Source organism: Microbacterium trichothecenolyticum (assembly GCF_041938625.1).
Lineage (GTDB): Bacteria > Actinomycetota > Actinomycetes > Actinomycetales > Microbacteriaceae > Microbacterium > Microbacterium trichothecenolyticum_D.
Genome location: NZ_CP169427.1, coordinates 2,924,994 through 2,938,990 on the forward strand (window position 1 = coordinate 2,924,994; position 13,997 = coordinate 2,938,990).

12 protein-coding genes are annotated in these 13,997 nt (G+C 69.3%); 8 read left to right on the plus strand and 4 right to left on the minus strand.

Annotated features, from left to right (window positions below; all coding sequences use genetic code 11):
- Positions 1-4: 4 nt before the first annotated feature.
- From ACEYYH_RS13620 to ACEYYH_RS13645, 6 genes are all read left to right on the plus strand, one after another.
- Positions 5-1,102, plus strand: coding sequence for a sugar ABC transporter substrate-binding protein (locus ACEYYH_RS13620; RefSeq protein WP_374974893.1), 1,098 nt, complete (start codon positions 5-7; stop codon positions 1,100-1,102).
- A gap of 57 nt (positions 1,103-1,159) precedes the next feature.
- Positions 1,160-2,089: an ATP-binding cassette domain-containing protein gene (locus ACEYYH_RS13625; protein ID WP_374974894.1), complete on the plus strand. Its 930-nt coding sequence runs from the start codon at positions 1,160-1,162 to the stop codon at positions 2,087-2,089.
- On the plus strand, positions 2,086-3,333 hold the full coding sequence (locus tag ACEYYH_RS13630; protein WP_374974895.1) for a sugar ABC transporter permease: 1,248 nt from the start codon (positions 2,086-2,088) through the stop codon (positions 3,331-3,333). The genes ACEYYH_RS13625 and ACEYYH_RS13630 overlap by 4 nt, the downstream gene beginning before the upstream one ends.
- A gap of 298 nt (positions 3,334-3,631) precedes the next feature.
- On the plus strand, positions 3,632-4,702 hold the full coding sequence (locus ACEYYH_RS13635) for a sugar ABC transporter substrate-binding protein (RefSeq protein WP_374974896.1): 1,071 nt from the start codon (positions 3,632-3,634) through the stop codon (positions 4,700-4,702).
- Positions 4,703-4,790: 88 nt separating this feature from the next.
- Complete coding sequence (locus ACEYYH_RS13640) at positions 4,791-5,600, plus strand: ATP-binding cassette domain-containing protein (RefSeq protein WP_374974897.1); 810 nt, start codon at positions 4,791-4,793, stop codon at positions 5,598-5,600.
- Positions 5,597-6,871, plus strand: a complete 1,275-nt coding sequence (locus ACEYYH_RS13645) for a sugar ABC transporter permease (protein WP_374974898.1) — start codon at positions 5,597-5,599, stop codon at positions 6,869-6,871. Before ACEYYH_RS13640 ends, ACEYYH_RS13645 begins: the two co-directional genes overlap by 4 nt.
- Positions 6,872-6,928: 57 nt before the next feature.
- Here ACEYYH_RS13645 and ACEYYH_RS13650 read toward each other — a convergent pair whose 3' ends face one another.
- Genes ACEYYH_RS13650 through ACEYYH_RS13660 form a run of 3 tightly spaced genes read right to left on the minus strand, consistent with a single transcriptional unit; the run spans position 6,929 to position 9,846 of the window.
- Positions 6,929-7,636 (minus strand): NAD-dependent deacylase, encoded by a 708-nt coding sequence (locus ACEYYH_RS13650; RefSeq protein ID WP_374974899.1) that lies wholly within the window; start codon positions 7,634-7,636, stop codon positions 6,929-6,931.
- Entirely contained in the window at positions 7,633-8,253 is a 621-nt protein-coding gene (locus ACEYYH_RS13655) for a hypothetical protein (protein ID WP_374974900.1), read from the minus strand. The genes ACEYYH_RS13650 and ACEYYH_RS13655 overlap by 4 nt, the downstream gene beginning before the upstream one ends.
- A 60-nt stretch (positions 8,254-8,313) precedes the next feature.
- Positions 8,314-9,846 (minus strand): CitMHS family transporter, encoded by a 1,533-nt coding sequence (locus ACEYYH_RS13660; protein WP_374974901.1) that lies wholly within the window; start codon positions 9,844-9,846, stop codon positions 8,314-8,316.
- Positions 9,847-10,016: 170 nt separating this feature from the next.
- Here ACEYYH_RS13660 and ACEYYH_RS13665 point away from each other — a divergent pair, with 170 nt between their 5' ends.
- Positions 10,017-11,666 carry an ATP-binding protein gene (locus ACEYYH_RS13665; RefSeq protein WP_374974902.1) on the plus strand — a complete coding sequence of 550 codons (1,650 nt, stop codon included), beginning with the start codon at positions 10,017-10,019 and terminating at the stop codon, positions 11,664-11,666.
- Positions 11,663-12,316, plus strand: coding sequence for a response regulator (locus ACEYYH_RS13670; protein ID WP_374974903.1), 654 nt, complete (start codon positions 11,663-11,665; stop codon positions 12,314-12,316). The genes ACEYYH_RS13665 and ACEYYH_RS13670 overlap by 4 nt, the downstream gene beginning before the upstream one ends.
- Before the next feature lie 53 nt (positions 12,317-12,369).
- Here the strand turns inward: ACEYYH_RS13670 and ACEYYH_RS13675 are convergent, their stop codons facing one another.
- A complete protein-coding gene (locus tag ACEYYH_RS13675) occupies positions 12,370-13,977 on the minus strand; it encodes a PxKF domain-containing protein (protein WP_374974904.1) in 1,608 nt (535 codons plus the stop codon).
- Positions 13,978-13,997 lie beyond the last annotated feature (20 nt).

Consider the following 13,997-nt stretch of genomic DNA (forward strand, 5'->3'; position numbering starts at 1 on the left):
TCCGATGCCCCGTACGCGACTGGATCGGCCGCGACGGCGCCCGAACGGGCGTCGCGCGGTGGCGGCAGCATCCGGTCTCCTCCTCGCGGCAGCGATGCTGCCGGCCTGCTCCGGCGCGCCGGCGCCGGGCGGGACCCCCTCCGACGACACGATCGCGCTGCTGCTGCCCGACGCGAAGACCGCGCGCTACGAGACGTTCGACCGCCCGATGTTCGAGGCCCGCGTCGCGGAGCTCGGCGACTACGACGTCCTCTACGCCAACGCCGATCAGGACGCCGCGAAACAACAGCAACAGGCGGAGTCCGCCCTGACGGCCGGTGCCGGCGTGCTCGTGCTCGACCCCGTCGACGCGAACGCCGCCGTCAGCATCGTGAGCGCCGCGAACGCGAAAGGCGTGCCCGTCATCTCGTACGACCGCCTCATCGCCGGCGGCGACCTGGCGTACTACATCTCGTTCGACAACGAGAAGGTCGGCGTGCTGCAGGCCACCGCGTTCGTGGAGGGCGTGCAGGCGGAGGACGAGGGCAGCGGCATCCTGATGGTCAACGGCTCCCCCACCGACAGCAACGCCGCACTGTTCAAGCAGGGCGCGCACAGCATCATCGACGACAGCGGCCTGCGGGTGCTCGCCGAGTACGACACGCCCGGCTGGAACCCCGAGAAGGCGCAGGAGTGGGTGTCGGGCCAGATCGCTCAGCACGGCGGCGCCATCGCGGGCGTCTACGCGGCGAACGACGCGACGGCGGGCGGCGCGATCGCGGCGCTGCGGGTCGCGAATGTCGATCCCCTGCCGATCGTGACGGGCCAGGACGCCGAGCTCTCGGCGATCCAGCGCATCCTGACGGGCGACCAGTACATGACCGTCTACAAGGCGATCAAGCCGCAGGCCGAGCTCGCGGCCGAGGTCGCGGTCAAGCTGCTGCACGGCGAGGAGGTCACGGCCCCGCTCGAGATCCAGGGCACGCCGGCCACGCTCTTGGATCCGGTCGCCGTGACGATCGACGACATCATGGACACCGTCGTCGCCGACGGGTTCTGGACCGTCGACGACATCTGCACCCCGGCGTACGCGGATGCGTGCGAAGCGGCGGGCATCGGGTAGGGTCCTGACTCTGACAGGGGTCGGCTGGGGATCGATGAGGACGAGGCGAGGATGTCGATGACGCACCCGCGGGCGGGACGCCCGCGCGAACGCGTGCTGACGATGCGCGGCATCGGCAAGCGCTTCGGCGCCGTCAAGGCGCTCACCGACGTCGACTTCTGGGTCAACGAGGGCGAGGTGGTCGCCCTCGTCGGCGACAACGGCGCCGGCAAGTCCACACTCGTCAAGGTGCTCGCGGGCGTGCATCCGCCCGACAGCGGGTCCATCGAGTTCGACGGCGAGCCCGTCGGCATCGACACGCCCGCCGACGCGCAGGAGCTCGGCATCGAGACGATCTTCCAGGACCTCGCCCTGTGCGACAACCTCGACGTCGTCGCCAACCTGTGGCTCGGTCGCGAGCTGCGCGACGGTGCGACGCTCGACGAGGTCGACATGGAGCAGCGCACCTGGACGCTGCTGCGCGAGCTGTCGGCGAAGATCCCGTCGGTGCGCGTGCCGGTCGCCTCGCTCTCCGGGGGCCAGCGCCAGACCGTCGCGATCGCGCGATCGCTCATCGGCGAGCCCCGCGTGGTGATCCTCGACGAGCCGACCGCGGCGCTGGGGGTCGCGCAGACCGCCGAGGTGCTGAACCTCATCGAGCGGCTGCGCGAACGCGGCCACGGCGTGATCCTCATCAGCCACAACATGGCCGATGTCATGGCCGTCGCCGACCGTGTCGTCGTGCTGCGCCTCGGCCGCAACAACGGCGTGTACAACGTCGCCGACGTCACGAGCGAGACCCTCATCGCCGCCATCACGGGCGCGGTCGATCACTCGGCTGCGCGGCGCGCATCGGAGCGGACGGATGCTGCGAACCCTCCGTCGCCCGTCGGCCCGCCGCCCGACGAGCCGCCGCTCGACGAGCACACCGCGGGCGGAACGGTCATCCGCATGCCCCGCGCAGGGTCGCGCCGCACCTCTCGTCCCCGCGGGGACGGGACCCGATGAGCCGCCACGGCGACGAGCGCCTCGCGGAGACCGCCGCGGAGGAACGGCTGCTGAGCGGCAGTGGCATCCGTCACGCCCTCGAGGCGTTCGTGGCGCGGGTGCGCGGCGGTGACCTGGGCGCTCTGCCTGTCGTGCTCGGGATCGCCGTCATCTGGACCGTCTTCCAGCTGCTGAACCCGGTGTTCCTCTCGAGCGAGAACCTCGTCAACCTCACGATGCAGTGCGCCGCGATCGGCACCATCGCCCTCGGCGTCGTGCTCGTGCTGCTCGTCGGCGAGATCGACCTCTCGGTCGGGTCGGTGTCGGGCCTCGCCGCGGCGGTGCTGGCCGTGACCTTCGTGCAGCTGCAGTGGAACCTCGTCCTCTCCCTCATCGCGGGGATCGCGATCGGCTGCCTGGTCGGTCTGCTCTACGGCTACCTCTACACGCGTTTCGGTCTTCCGAGCTTCGTCATCACGCTCGCGGGCCTGCTCGGGTTCCTCGGGCTGCAGCTGTGGGTGCTGGGCGAGACCGGATCGATCGCGATCCCGTTCGACTCGTGGCTCGTGCAGTTCGCGCAGCAGATGTTCCTGCCGGCGTGGGCGTCCTACGTCGTGGCGGTGCTCGCGGTGGCCGCCTTCGCGTGGTCGCTGGTCCGGCGGGCGCGGCGACGCGCAGCGGCGAACCTCGTGAGTCAGAGCTATGCCGAGATCGCCGTCCGCAGCGGTGTCATGCTCGCGTTCCTGCTCGTCGCCACGTGGTACCTGAACCTGCACCGGGGCGTCGGCGTGATGTTCCTGTTCTTCCTCGGACTCGTGGTCGCGATGAACTTCGCCCTCACCCGCACCCGCTGGGGGCGTGCGGTCTACGCGGTCGGCGGATCGGTCGAGGCCGCGAGACGTGCGGGGATCCGCGTGGACCGGATCTACCTGTCGGTCTTCGCGATGTGCTCCACCCTCGCCGCCGTGGGCGGCATCCTCGCCGCTGCGCGGCTCGCCTCGGCGAACCAGAGCTCGGGCACCGGCGACGTGAACCTCAACGCGATCGCGGCCGCCGTCATCGGCGGCACCAGCCTGTTCGGCGGACGCGGGTCCGCGTTCTCGGCACTCGTCGGCATCGTCGTGATCCAGTCGATCTCGTCGGGCCTGACGCTTCTCAACCTCGACTCCTCGGTGCAGTTCATGGTCACCGGCGTCGTGCTCGTGCTCGCGGTGATCGTCGATTCCCTCTCACGCCGCACCCGCGCGGCGACCGGTCGCGCCTGAACGCACGTCGGACTTCCCCTGGGTTCACTTGGCGAACGCTCCCAGGCGAGGTCCAGGATGACACCGAGCATTCCCTTGGCGAATTGACCGGTCTGGGGATGATTTTCGAGCACTCTGCATGGTAAGCGTTCTCTCAGACGCGGAAGCGGCACCACCCCTGGCGCATCTCTCTCGGCGTTGCCAAAGCGTTATGTTCAAGACTTGACGATAAGAATCGCTGTCATCGATGATCGCTTCAGCGCGATGAACACCAGGGACGATCCTGGGACTCGCTCGCTTCAACGACGAAAGGCGAATGATGAAGAAGTCTTCGATCCTCGCCGTGGGCGCCCTCACGGGCGCCGCCGCGGTGATGCTGGCCGGCTGTGCCGGCGGCGGTGGTGGATCCACCGAAGACGGCGGTGACGCCGAAAGCACGCGGGCGTGCGTGATCCTCCCCGACGCGGCGTCCTCGGCCCGCTGGGAGAACCTCGACCGCCGGTACCTGCAGGAAGGGCTCGAGGCCGCCGGCTTCGAGGCTGACATCCAGAACGCCCAGGACGATGTCGAAGCGTTCGCGACCATTGCGGACCAGCAGCTCACGCAGGGCTGCGGCGTCATGATGCTCGTCGACATCAACGGGGCGGCCGTAGCGGTCGCCGAGAGGGCGACGGCGGAAGGCATCCCGGTCATCGCGTACGACCGCTCTTTCGAGGGGTCCGACTACTACGTGTCGTTCGACAACGTCGAGGTCGGCCGGCTGCAGGGTCAGACGGTGCTGAACGGACTCGAGGCCGCGGGCAAGGACCCCGCCACCGCCACGGTCGTCTACATGGGTGGCGACCCGACGGACAACAACGCCGGTATGTTCAAGGAGGGCGCGGTGGAGGTCATGGAGGCGGCTGGAATCACGCCCGCCGCAGAGCCTCCCGGGGTGTGGGACGGCGCTCAGTCGCAGACCAACTTCGAGCAGGCGCTGACCAGCCTGAACGGCGTCGTCGACGGCGTGTGGGTCGCCAACGACACGAACGCCGCCGGTGTGATCAAGGTCCTCCAGGACAACAACCTGACCGGTGTGGCCGTCTCCGGACAGGACGCCGATGTCGCCGGCCTTCAGAACGTCCTCCTCGGCTGGCAGACAGCGACCGTGTGGAAGCCGATCGAAGAGCTCGCAACGCAGGCTGTCGACCTCGCGGTGGCGCTGCTGAACGGCGAGACGCCGGAGGCCGATGCGGAACTCGAGGACGGCACACCGTTCTTCCAGTCGACGCCCATCCTCGTCGGCCCGGAACAGGTCAAGGACGTCATTGCGTCGGGCCAGACGGCGTACGACGAGGTCTGCACCGCCGATGTGCTGGCCGCATGCGAGCAGTACGGAGTGACCGAGTAACTCAGTCGTCACCGCCAAGGGGCGTCGCGTCTTACGGCGCGGCGCCCCCGGTGCGACGATGACAACGGCAGATCTCAAGGAAGCGAGCATGTCAGATACCCTCACGGCGACGCAGCCGATCATCGAACTGATCGGCGTCAAGAAATCGTTCGGCCCGGTCAGCGTCCTCAAGGGCGTCGACCTCAAAGTCCATCCGGGGCGGGTCACGGCCCTCGTCGGCGATAACGGCGCCGGCAAGTCCACGCTCATCAAAGGCCTCGCCGGCGTACAGCCGTACGACGAAGGCGAAGTGCGCATAGACGGCGTGCACCGCGACCTTCACGCGCCGCGTGACGCCTCGTCCCTCGGCATCGAGGTCGTTTACCAGGATCTCGCCCTGGCCGACAACCTCGACATCGTGCAGAACATGTTCCTCGGGCGCGAAGAGACCGCGTACGGCACCTTCGACGAGGGGCGCATGGAGAAGGAGGCGTCCGACACCCTTCGGTCGCTCTCGGTACGCACCGTCCGCTCGGTGCGGCAGAAGGTATCCTCCCTCTCCGGCGGACAGCGGCAGACCGTGGCGATCGCCCGTGCGGTACTGAAGAAGGCACGCGTGGTGATCCTCGACGAGCCGACCGCGGCCCTGGGCGTTGCACAGACTGAGCAGGTGTTGAACCTCGTGAAGCGGCTCTCCGAGCAGGGCGTCGCCGTGATCCTCATCAGCCACAACCTGGCGGACGTGTTCGAGGTCGCCGACGACATCGCGGTCCTCTACCTGGGCCAGATGGTTGCGCAGATCGACACGAAGGACACGAACCGCGACGACGTCGTCGGCTACATCACCGGCACGAAGACGCTCGGCGGAATCTCGATCCTGAACACTGAGACGATTCGCACCGAAGGAGGCGCGCAATGACCGGCAACGCGACGACCCGGACGCAGGCAGCGCCCGATCCCGTGGCCAGCGACCTGATCGGAAGCGGTGTCGAAGGGGGTCTCCGCGACCAGGCAGCGGCGTGGTGGCAGCGTGTGCGCAGCGGCGACATGGGCGCCCTGCCCGCGGTCGGCGGACTCATCGTCCTCGGCATCCTGTTCTCGCTGCTGAGCGACTTCTTCCTCACCGAGCGGAACTTCGCGAACCTCCTCAACCAGGCCGCCACGCTCGTCGTGCTGGGTATGGCTCTCGTGTTCGTGCTCCTGCTCGGTGAGATCGACCTCTCGGCCGGCGTCACCGGCGGTGTCGGCATGGCGTTGTTCGTCGTGCTCTACACGGTGTGGGGACTGCCTTGGCCGCTCGCTCTGCTCATCGGCTTCGGTTTCGGCTTCCTCACCGGCGCGCTCATCGGTTTCTTCGTCGCCCGGATCGGCATCCCCTCATTCGTGGTCACGCTGGGTCTCTTCCTGGGCTTCCAGGGCCTCGCACTGACCATCATCGGAGCCGGTGGTCTCTACCGGATCGAAGTTCCCGAGCTCATCGCGTTGCAGCGTGCGAACCTCCCCACATGGGCCGGCTGGCTGCTGCTGGGCGTGATCCTCGCCATCTCGGCCGGGACGGCGTTCTGGGACCGCGCGCGGCGGCGGCGTGCGGGCGTGCCGAACCGTACGATCTCGCTCCTCTTCATCAAGCTCGCGGTCATCGCAATCATCGGAGGCACGGTGGTGTACGTGCTCAACCAGGACCGCGGCCAGTCCGTCGTCGAGGTCTCGGGCGTGCCTCTCGTGGTGCCCATCGTCCTGACCATCCTGTGGATCGGCACGTTCGTGCTCGACCGCACGAAGTTCGGCCGCTACATCTACGCGATCGGCGGAAACGCCGAAGCCGCGCGTCGCGCCGGCATCAAGGTCCGCTGGATCAAGTGGTGGGCGTTCGTGATCTGTTCGAGCCTCGCGGTGGCGTCGGCGCTGCTGAGCGTGTCGCGGGTGGGCTCGGTGGACGCCACCGTCGGCCGCGACATCGTGCTGTCGGGCGTGGCCGCGGCGGTCGTCGGCGGCGTCAGCCTGTTCGGCGGCAAGGGTCGCCTCATGCACGCCGCGATCGGCGCGTTGGTGATCGCCACGATCACCAACGGCCTAGGCCTGCTGAACCTTCCGGCGGGCATCAACTTGCTCGTCACCGGTGGCGTCCTGATCCTCGCAGCGACCGTGGACGCGCTGTCGCGGCTGCGGTCGGGCGGCGTCCGGACGTAGCGGACGAGTCACGACCGAAGGCGCCGGGCGGCAGCATCCGCCCGGCGCCTTCGTGTGTCATCCGCGCCGGGCGCGCTGCGCGATCGTCTCCTCCACCCAGGCCGGCACGAGCTCGCTCGCGAGACCGGCCCGCGCGTCGTCGAAGGGGACGGCGGGGTCGCTGGGCTCGAGGTTGAGCTCCACCGTGCGCGCCCCGAAGGCGGACGCGAGCGCGACGTAGCCCGCCGCCGGGTACACCGCCCCCGACGTGCCGATCGAGACGAACACGTCGCACGCGACGACCGCCTGCTCGATGCGGTCGAGCTCGTACGGCATCTCACCGAACCAGACCACGTCAGGGCGCAGCATCCGTTCTCCGCATTCCGGGCACGCGGGGCGGTCGATGAGGTCGGCGTCCCAATCGGGCCGGGATCCGCATGCGAGGCAGAGCGCGCGTCGCAGCTCGCCGTGCATGTGCACGAGGTTGCGGCTGCCGGCACGCTCGTGCAGGTCATCGACGTTCTGCGTGACGACGAGCAGGTCGTCGCCGATCGCCCCTTCGAGGCGGGCGAGCGCGCGATGGGCGGCATTCGGGACGACGGATGCCACCGCCCGGCGTCGCGCATCATAGAACGCCTGAACGAGATCGGGGTCGCGGTCGAACCCCTCCGGCGTCGCGACGTCGTCGATGACGTGCCCCTCCCAGAGGCCGTCAGCGCCGCGGAACGTGGGCACACCGCTCTCGGCCGAGATGCCGGCCCCGGTGAGCACGACGATCCGGGTCATCGCGCCGTGCCGGGCGCGACATGCGACAGCACGCGCTCCCAGACGTCGGCGAGGATCAGCCGCGCCTCGAGGTCGTCCGTCTTCGGCACCATCTCGACCCGCGCCGATGCCAGGTGATCCTTGAACCAGCTGGCCGCGCCCGACGCGGCGGTCGGATCGGCCTGGCCGTTCATGAGGAGCGTCTTGGCCGCGATGCGCTCGAGGAGCTCGGCGACCTCGCTCGCGCCGAGCTCGGACTCGGGCCGGGGAACGGCGACCAGTGCCAGCCGATCGACGCCGTCGCCGAGATGCGCCGCGATCATGATCGCGAGCTCGCCGGCCTCGCCCACTCCCACGAGTCCGATCGGACGCCCGTGCGCCTCCTCCGCGATGAACCGCGCGATGACGCTCGCGGTCGCCTCCGCCGGGGTCGCCCCGCGGTATGCCGCGGGATCGTCGATGTCGTCGACGGTGAGCCCCACCGCGACGATCCTCGCGTCGCGCCGTGCGGTGACATCCGGGCGAGGATCCGTCAGGGTCGAGACCCCCGAGCGGAGCAGGACGACCGTCCGCTCCGCACCGGGCGCCCCGAAGCTGCGGTTCTCGTACGAGGCGTCGGGGGCGGGTCCCTTGGTCATGGCGAAATCCTACGAGCCCGTCGTTGCGGGCTGGGTGTGGAGCGACCCAGAGCGCGCGGCTCAGGCCATGAGCGGGATCGCACCCACCAGCACACCGACCGCCAGCATCGCGAGCGACACGATCGTGGCACGCCACAGCACCTTCTTGTGGTGGTCGCCGAGGTTGACGCTCGCGAGCGACACCAGCAGCAGGATCGCCGGCACGAGCGGGCTCTGCAGGTGCACCGGCTGGCCGGTGATCGAGGCCCGCGCCATCTCGACCGGGGCGATGCCGAAGTGCTCGGCGCTCTGCGCGAGCACCGGGAGGATGCCGTAGTAGAACGCGTCGTTCGACATGAAGAACGTGAACGGGATGGAGAGGATGCCGGTGATCACGGCGAGGAACGGACCGAGGGAGGCGGGGATCACTGTCGTGATCCACGTGGCCATGGCGTCGACCATGCCGGTGCCGTTCAGGACGCCGACCAGCACACCGGCCGCGAGGACCATCGACACGACACCGACGATGCTCGGTGCGTGCGCGACGATCTCGTCCGCCTGGCCCTTGAGCTTCGGGAAGTTGACCACCAGCGCGATCGCGGCGCCGACCATGAAGACGTACGCGAGCGGGAAGACGTCGAGCACCAGCAGCACCATGACCGCGAGCGTGAGAGCCAGGTTGAACCAGATCAGCTTCGGCCGCAGCGTCGCGCGGTTGGGGTCGAGCATGGTGTCGGCCATCGCCGTGTCTTCCCGGTCGACGACCGCCGTCGCGGCGGGGACGCCGCCGCGGCCGCCCGCGAGGGTCACGATGTTTCCGGTGCGCAGCGTGGCACGGGCGCCCGGCTTCAAGTCGGAGCCGCGGAAGATGCGGGGGCCGGCCGGCGAGCCGCCGTCGCCGAGACGCGAGGTGTCGACGCTGCCGATGCGCTTGCGCTCCGAGAGACCGAGGAACCACGCGAAGGTCAGCGCGATCACGAGGCCGGCCGCGAGCGACGGCAGCATCGGCACGAAGATGTCGGTGGGCTGCAGTCCGAGCGCCGTCGCCGCGCGCACTGTCGGTCCGCCCCACGGCACGATGTTGAGCGTGCCGTTCATGAGGCCGGCGACGCACGTGAGCACGACAGGGCTCATGCCCAGGCGAAGGTAGATCGGCAGCATCGCCGACGTCGTGATGATGAAGGTCGTCGACCCGTCGCCGTCGAGCGACACCGCGCCGGCGAGGATCGCCGTTCCGAGCACGACCTTCGCCGGGTCGTCGCCGAGCAGCCGGGTGATCGCGCGGATGAGCGGGTCGAACAGCCCGACGTCGATCATGATGCCGAAGTACATGATCGCGAACATGAGCAGGGCCGCCGTGGGGGCCATGCTGCCGATGGCGTCGATGATCATGTCACCGAGGCCGAGTCCCGCGCCGGCGAACAGCCCGAACACGGTGGGCACGATGATGAGCGCGACCATCGGGGTGAGTCGCCGCGTCATGATGAGCGCCATGAAGACGAGCACCATCGTGAATCCGAGGGCGACCAGCACCCACTCAGGAGGGACGAAGGCCGTCGCGTAGGTGTCCTCGGCCGCGGCGGCCTGGAGGAGGAACGGTGCTGCCGCGTTCATGTCGACTCCTTCGTCGTAAGGTGCATCAGGTCTCACACCGGTCGCGGTGCGTTCGAGCGAGGTTAGGCGGGAGCCGGGCGCGACCGCGCGGTAAGTCGCATTCCCTCACGTTGTGCGCGTAGCGTGTGTTCTGCGCATTCTGCTCATGCGCGGCCGTCCCAGGAGGTGGCATGCGATTCGCGACACGTCTGCTGCTCGTGCAGCTGGCGACAGTCACCGCCGTCGTCGCCGTGTGCGCACTCGTCTTCGGATGGCTCGGCGTGCGTCAGCTGCGGGCCGAGTCTGAGACGGCAGCCCTCAACATCGCCCGCACCGTCGCCGAGGACCCCGACGTGAAGTCCGCGGTCGCCGCGTTCTCAGCGGACCCGGGAACTCCGGATGCTGCGGACCTCCGTGACGGTCCCCTGCAGCAGATCGCCACCGACGTCGCCGAGCGGACGGACGCGCTGTTCGTCGTCATCACCGATGATCACGGCATCCGTCTCGCCCACCCGAATGATGACCTGCTCGGCCAGGTCGTCTCGACGCCTTTCGCCGAGGTGCTCGACGGAAACGAGGTGATCGACTGGGAGGTCGGCACGCTCGGCGAGTCCGCGCGCGCGAAGGTGCCCATCTACACCGAGGACGGCGGCGCCGCGGTCGGAGAGGTCAGCGTCGGCTTCGAGCGCGCGAGCGTCTTCGACGACCTCCCCGCGCTCCTCACGACGATCGCCGCCGCGGCCCTCGGTGCCGTGGCGCTGGCAGCGTTCGCGACCCTGCTGGTGCGGCGGCGCTTCGAGCGCCTGACGCTCGGGCTCCAGCCAGAGGAGCTCATGGCGCTCGTGCAGAACCAGGCCGCGGTGCTCGAGGGCGTGGGCGACGGGGTGGTCGCACTGGATCCCGACGGTGTCATCCGCGTCTGCAACGAGGCGGCGGAGCGGATGCTGCGCCTCGATGATCCCGTCGGCCGCCGGTTCGACGCACTGGCGCTGCCGGACGACGTGGTACGCGCCGTGCGCGAGGGCGCGACTGCGGCGGAGGCCGTCGTCGGCGACCGCGTGCTCTACCTCGACACCCGCCCGGTGCGCCGCGACCACCGCGCACTGGGCGAGATCGTCGTGGTGCGCGACCGCACCGACGTCGAGGCCCTCGCCGGGCGGCTCGAGACCGTGCGCGCGATGACCGAGGCGCTGCGCGTGCAGCGGCACGAGTTCGCGAACCGCCTGCACGTCGCCTCGGGGCTGATCGACGCCGACCGCGTCGACGAAGCACGCGCGTTCCTCGCCGATCTCACCGAGCGCGGCGCGGTCGACTTCGCGGTCGCCGGGCTCGAGCGCGTGCCGGATGCGTTCCTCCAGTCGCTCGTCGGCGCGACGGGCGCGGCCGCCCGAGAACGCGGGGTGACGCTACGGGTCTCCGAGGACACCCTGCTGCTCAGCGAGGTCGCACTCCCGGAGGACGTCGCGGCGATCCTCGGCAACCTCGTGGGCAACGCGGTCACCGCCGCGGTCGCAGGGTTCGAGCCCCGCTGGGTCGAGGTCGCGCTGCTCGGCGACGGTGACGAACTCGTCGTCACCGTCGCCGATTCGGGTGGCGGCATCCAACCGATCGGGAGCGACCCGTTCGGGCGCGCCGGCTCTCGCGAAGACGACCCGGCCAGCAGCGATGAGGTGCACGGGCACGGCTTCGGTCTGCCGCTGTGCCGCGATCTCGCCCGTCGGCACGGCGGCGATGTCTGGTTGATCGACGCGGGCGGCGACGGCGCGGGGGCGGTGTTCGGGGCCCGACTTCCCGGCGCGCTGCGCCGCGACACCGTACAGCCTCGAGAGGAGAACGCATGACCCAACCCATCCGCGTGCTGGTCGTGGACGACGACTTCCGCGTAGCCGGACTGCACCGCGACGTCGTCGCATCCCGCGCCGGATTCACCGCGCTGGACTCCGTGCACTCGCTCGGTGTCGCGCGGCAGGCCGTGCGCACCCACGCCCCCGACCTGCTGCTCGTCGACGCGTTCCTCCCCGACGGCGACGGCGTCGAGTTCGTCGCCGCGGTCGACGTCGACGCGTTCGTGCTGTCGGCGGCGACGGATGCTGCGACCGTGCGTCGCGCGCTCCGCGCCGGTGCCCTCGCCTACCTGACGAAGCCGTTCGACGCCCGCATCCTCGCCGAGCGCCTCGACCGCTACGCGCGCATGCGCAACCTCCTCACCACCGACCGCCCGCTCGAGCAGGAGCAGATCGACCGCGCCCTGACGATCCTGCACGCCTCTGCGGATGCGACATCGGTGTCGCGCACCGCGACCGAGCAGGTGATCCTCGAGGGACTCGGCGATGGCGAGGCATCGGCGGCGGAAGTCGCCGAGCGCGTCGGGATCTCGCGCGCAACGGCGCAGCGCCATCTCGCCGCGCTGGCCTCGAGAGGGCAGGTCGAGGTGCGACTTCGCTATGGGTCGACCGGACGCCCCGAGCACCGCTACGCGGCCGTTCGATGAAGACGAAGGGCCCGGATCGCGGAGATCCGGGCCCCTGCCTGCTGGAAGCGGGTCTACTTCAGCTTGAAGTCGGCGGTGATGGTTGTGTAGCTGTCAGCCGCCAGCATGGTGACGCGGTAACAGCTGCCTGCACCGGACTTCGGCGTCTGCCAGTTCTGGATGAACTGGCCGGCCGTCGTGTCGTATCGGAGCACGGTCTGACCGGTGGTCACGAGCTCGATGTCGTCCGCCGGAGTGGACGCAGCCGGGCACACGATGCCCTTCACGGTGAATCCCTTCACCGCCGAGACGTTCGTGAGCTCGGACGATCCAGCGAACAACTCGAACTTGAGCGGCACCGTCGACCCCGCCTTCACCGTATTGAGCACGCCGCCCATGTCGACCGGCTGGAAGAACCCTTTCGACGTCCACGGGTCGACCGTGTAGGTGTACTCGCCGGGTTCGGTGGTCGAGACGTTATCCCGAGTGTCCGTCGCGGTCGCCGTCAGTTCGTGCGTGCCGACCGCCGTGCTGAACCCCGAGACCAGGCAAGCGACTTCGCCGTCGACCAGGTCGAATGCCGTGCAGCTCGGCTGCGGGATGACCTCGCCGAACACGTAGTGCCCACCGTTGACGGGCCCTGCGGTCCACGTGATTTCGGGCGGCGTCTTGTCGGTGATCTCCACGCTGAACGTGGACGATCCGGTGTTGCCCGCCGCATCAGTCGCGGAGCACGTGACAGTCGTGATGCCCACCTCGAAGCCGGTGCCGGACTCCGGGCTGCAGGCAGCGACGAGCCCGGAGGTTACTGCCTCCGTCACCGTCGGGCTCGCCCACGTGACACCTGTCGTGGGGCCGGTCGCCTCGCGGACGACATCCGGCAGATCCTCGACAACGGGATCCGTCGTGTCCTGCACGAGGACATCGAACGTCCCCGTGCTCTTGTTTCCTGCCGCATCCGTCGCCTCGCACGACACTGTGGTCGTACCGAGCGGGAACGTCGCACCCGACGCCGGCTGGCAGGTGACGAGCGGTGCCGCGGGTGCGGTCTCGTCGGTCGCCGTCGCCTCGTACGTCACCACGGCCCCTGCTGCACTGGTGGCCTCGACGGTCATGTTCTCGGGAAGATCAAGAATCGGCGCAATCTTGTCCGTCACGCTGACGCAGGTGACGCCGGCCGTCCAGTTGACCGTCACCGAAGAGTTGCCCTCGACCTTCTGCGTCGTGCTGCCGAACTTCTCGCCGGAGTAGGCGAAATGTACTTTCCCCTGTCCAGCCTCGGTCTTCGCCGGCAGTGTCACCTGTACGGCGACCGTGTCCGTCCCGATGCGGTTCTGCCTGTTCACAGACCAGGTGTCGTCAACGTCCAGGCTGGTGTCAGGCATCGACACCGTCATGCCCTGCTCGGCCGATGTGAACGACACCGTGACCTCGCCGCCGTCGGCGAACCGGTTCTGATCGCCGCCGTTGCCACGGGCGGCGAGCAGGACAGTGAAGGTCCTGCTTGTGTCGGTACAGGCGGCGCCGATATTCGCGGCTTGGCCGTCTGGCCCCGCGATCGGCACGACGCCGTCTCCGTCGACGATGATCTGGTCCGCCACAGCCGCTGAAGCCCCACCTGCAACGAGCAGGAGGGCGACCCCGGCTGCGGCGAGCGCGCGAAAAGCACTCGATCGCATCATGGATCGATCCCCATTTCTCC

Coding starts and splice junctions, on each gene's coding strand:
- ACEYYH_RS13675 (WP_374974904.1), bottom strand. CDS start 13,977: ATGATGCGATCGAGTGCTTTTCGCGCGCTCGCCGCAGCCGGGGTCGCC.
- ACEYYH_RS13660 (WP_374974901.1), bottom strand. CDS start 9,846: ATGAACGCGGCAGCACCGTTCCTCCTCCAGGCCGCCGCGGCCGAGGAC.
- ACEYYH_RS13620 (WP_374974893.1), top strand. CDS start 5: ATGCCCCGTACGCGACTGGATCGGCCGCGACGGCGCCCGAACGGGCGT.
- ACEYYH_RS13635 (WP_374974896.1), top strand. CDS start 3,632: ATGAAGAAGTCTTCGATCCTCGCCGTGGGCGCCCTCACGGGCGCCGCC.
- ACEYYH_RS13645 (WP_374974898.1), top strand. CDS start 5,597: ATGACCGGCAACGCGACGACCCGGACGCAGGCAGCGCCCGATCCCGTG.
- ACEYYH_RS13640 (WP_374974897.1), top strand. CDS start 4,791: ATGTCAGATACCCTCACGGCGACGCAGCCGATCATCGAACTGATCGGC.
- ACEYYH_RS13630 (WP_374974895.1), top strand. CDS start 2,086: ATGAGCCGCCACGGCGACGAGCGCCTCGCGGAGACCGCCGCGGAGGAA.
- ACEYYH_RS13655 (WP_374974900.1), bottom strand. CDS start 8,253: ATGACCAAGGGACCCGCCCCCGACGCCTCGTACGAGAACCGCAGCTTC.
- ACEYYH_RS13665 (WP_374974902.1), top strand. CDS start 10,017: ATGCGATTCGCGACACGTCTGCTGCTCGTGCAGCTGGCGACAGTCACC.
- ACEYYH_RS13625 (WP_374974894.1), top strand. CDS start 1,160: ATGACGCACCCGCGGGCGGGACGCCCGCGCGAACGCGTGCTGACGATG.
- ACEYYH_RS13670 (WP_374974903.1), top strand. CDS start 11,663: ATGACCCAACCCATCCGCGTGCTGGTCGTGGACGACGACTTCCGCGTA.
- ACEYYH_RS13650 (WP_374974899.1), bottom strand. CDS start 7,636: ATGACCCGGATCGTCGTGCTCACCGGGGCCGGCATCTCGGCCGAGAGC.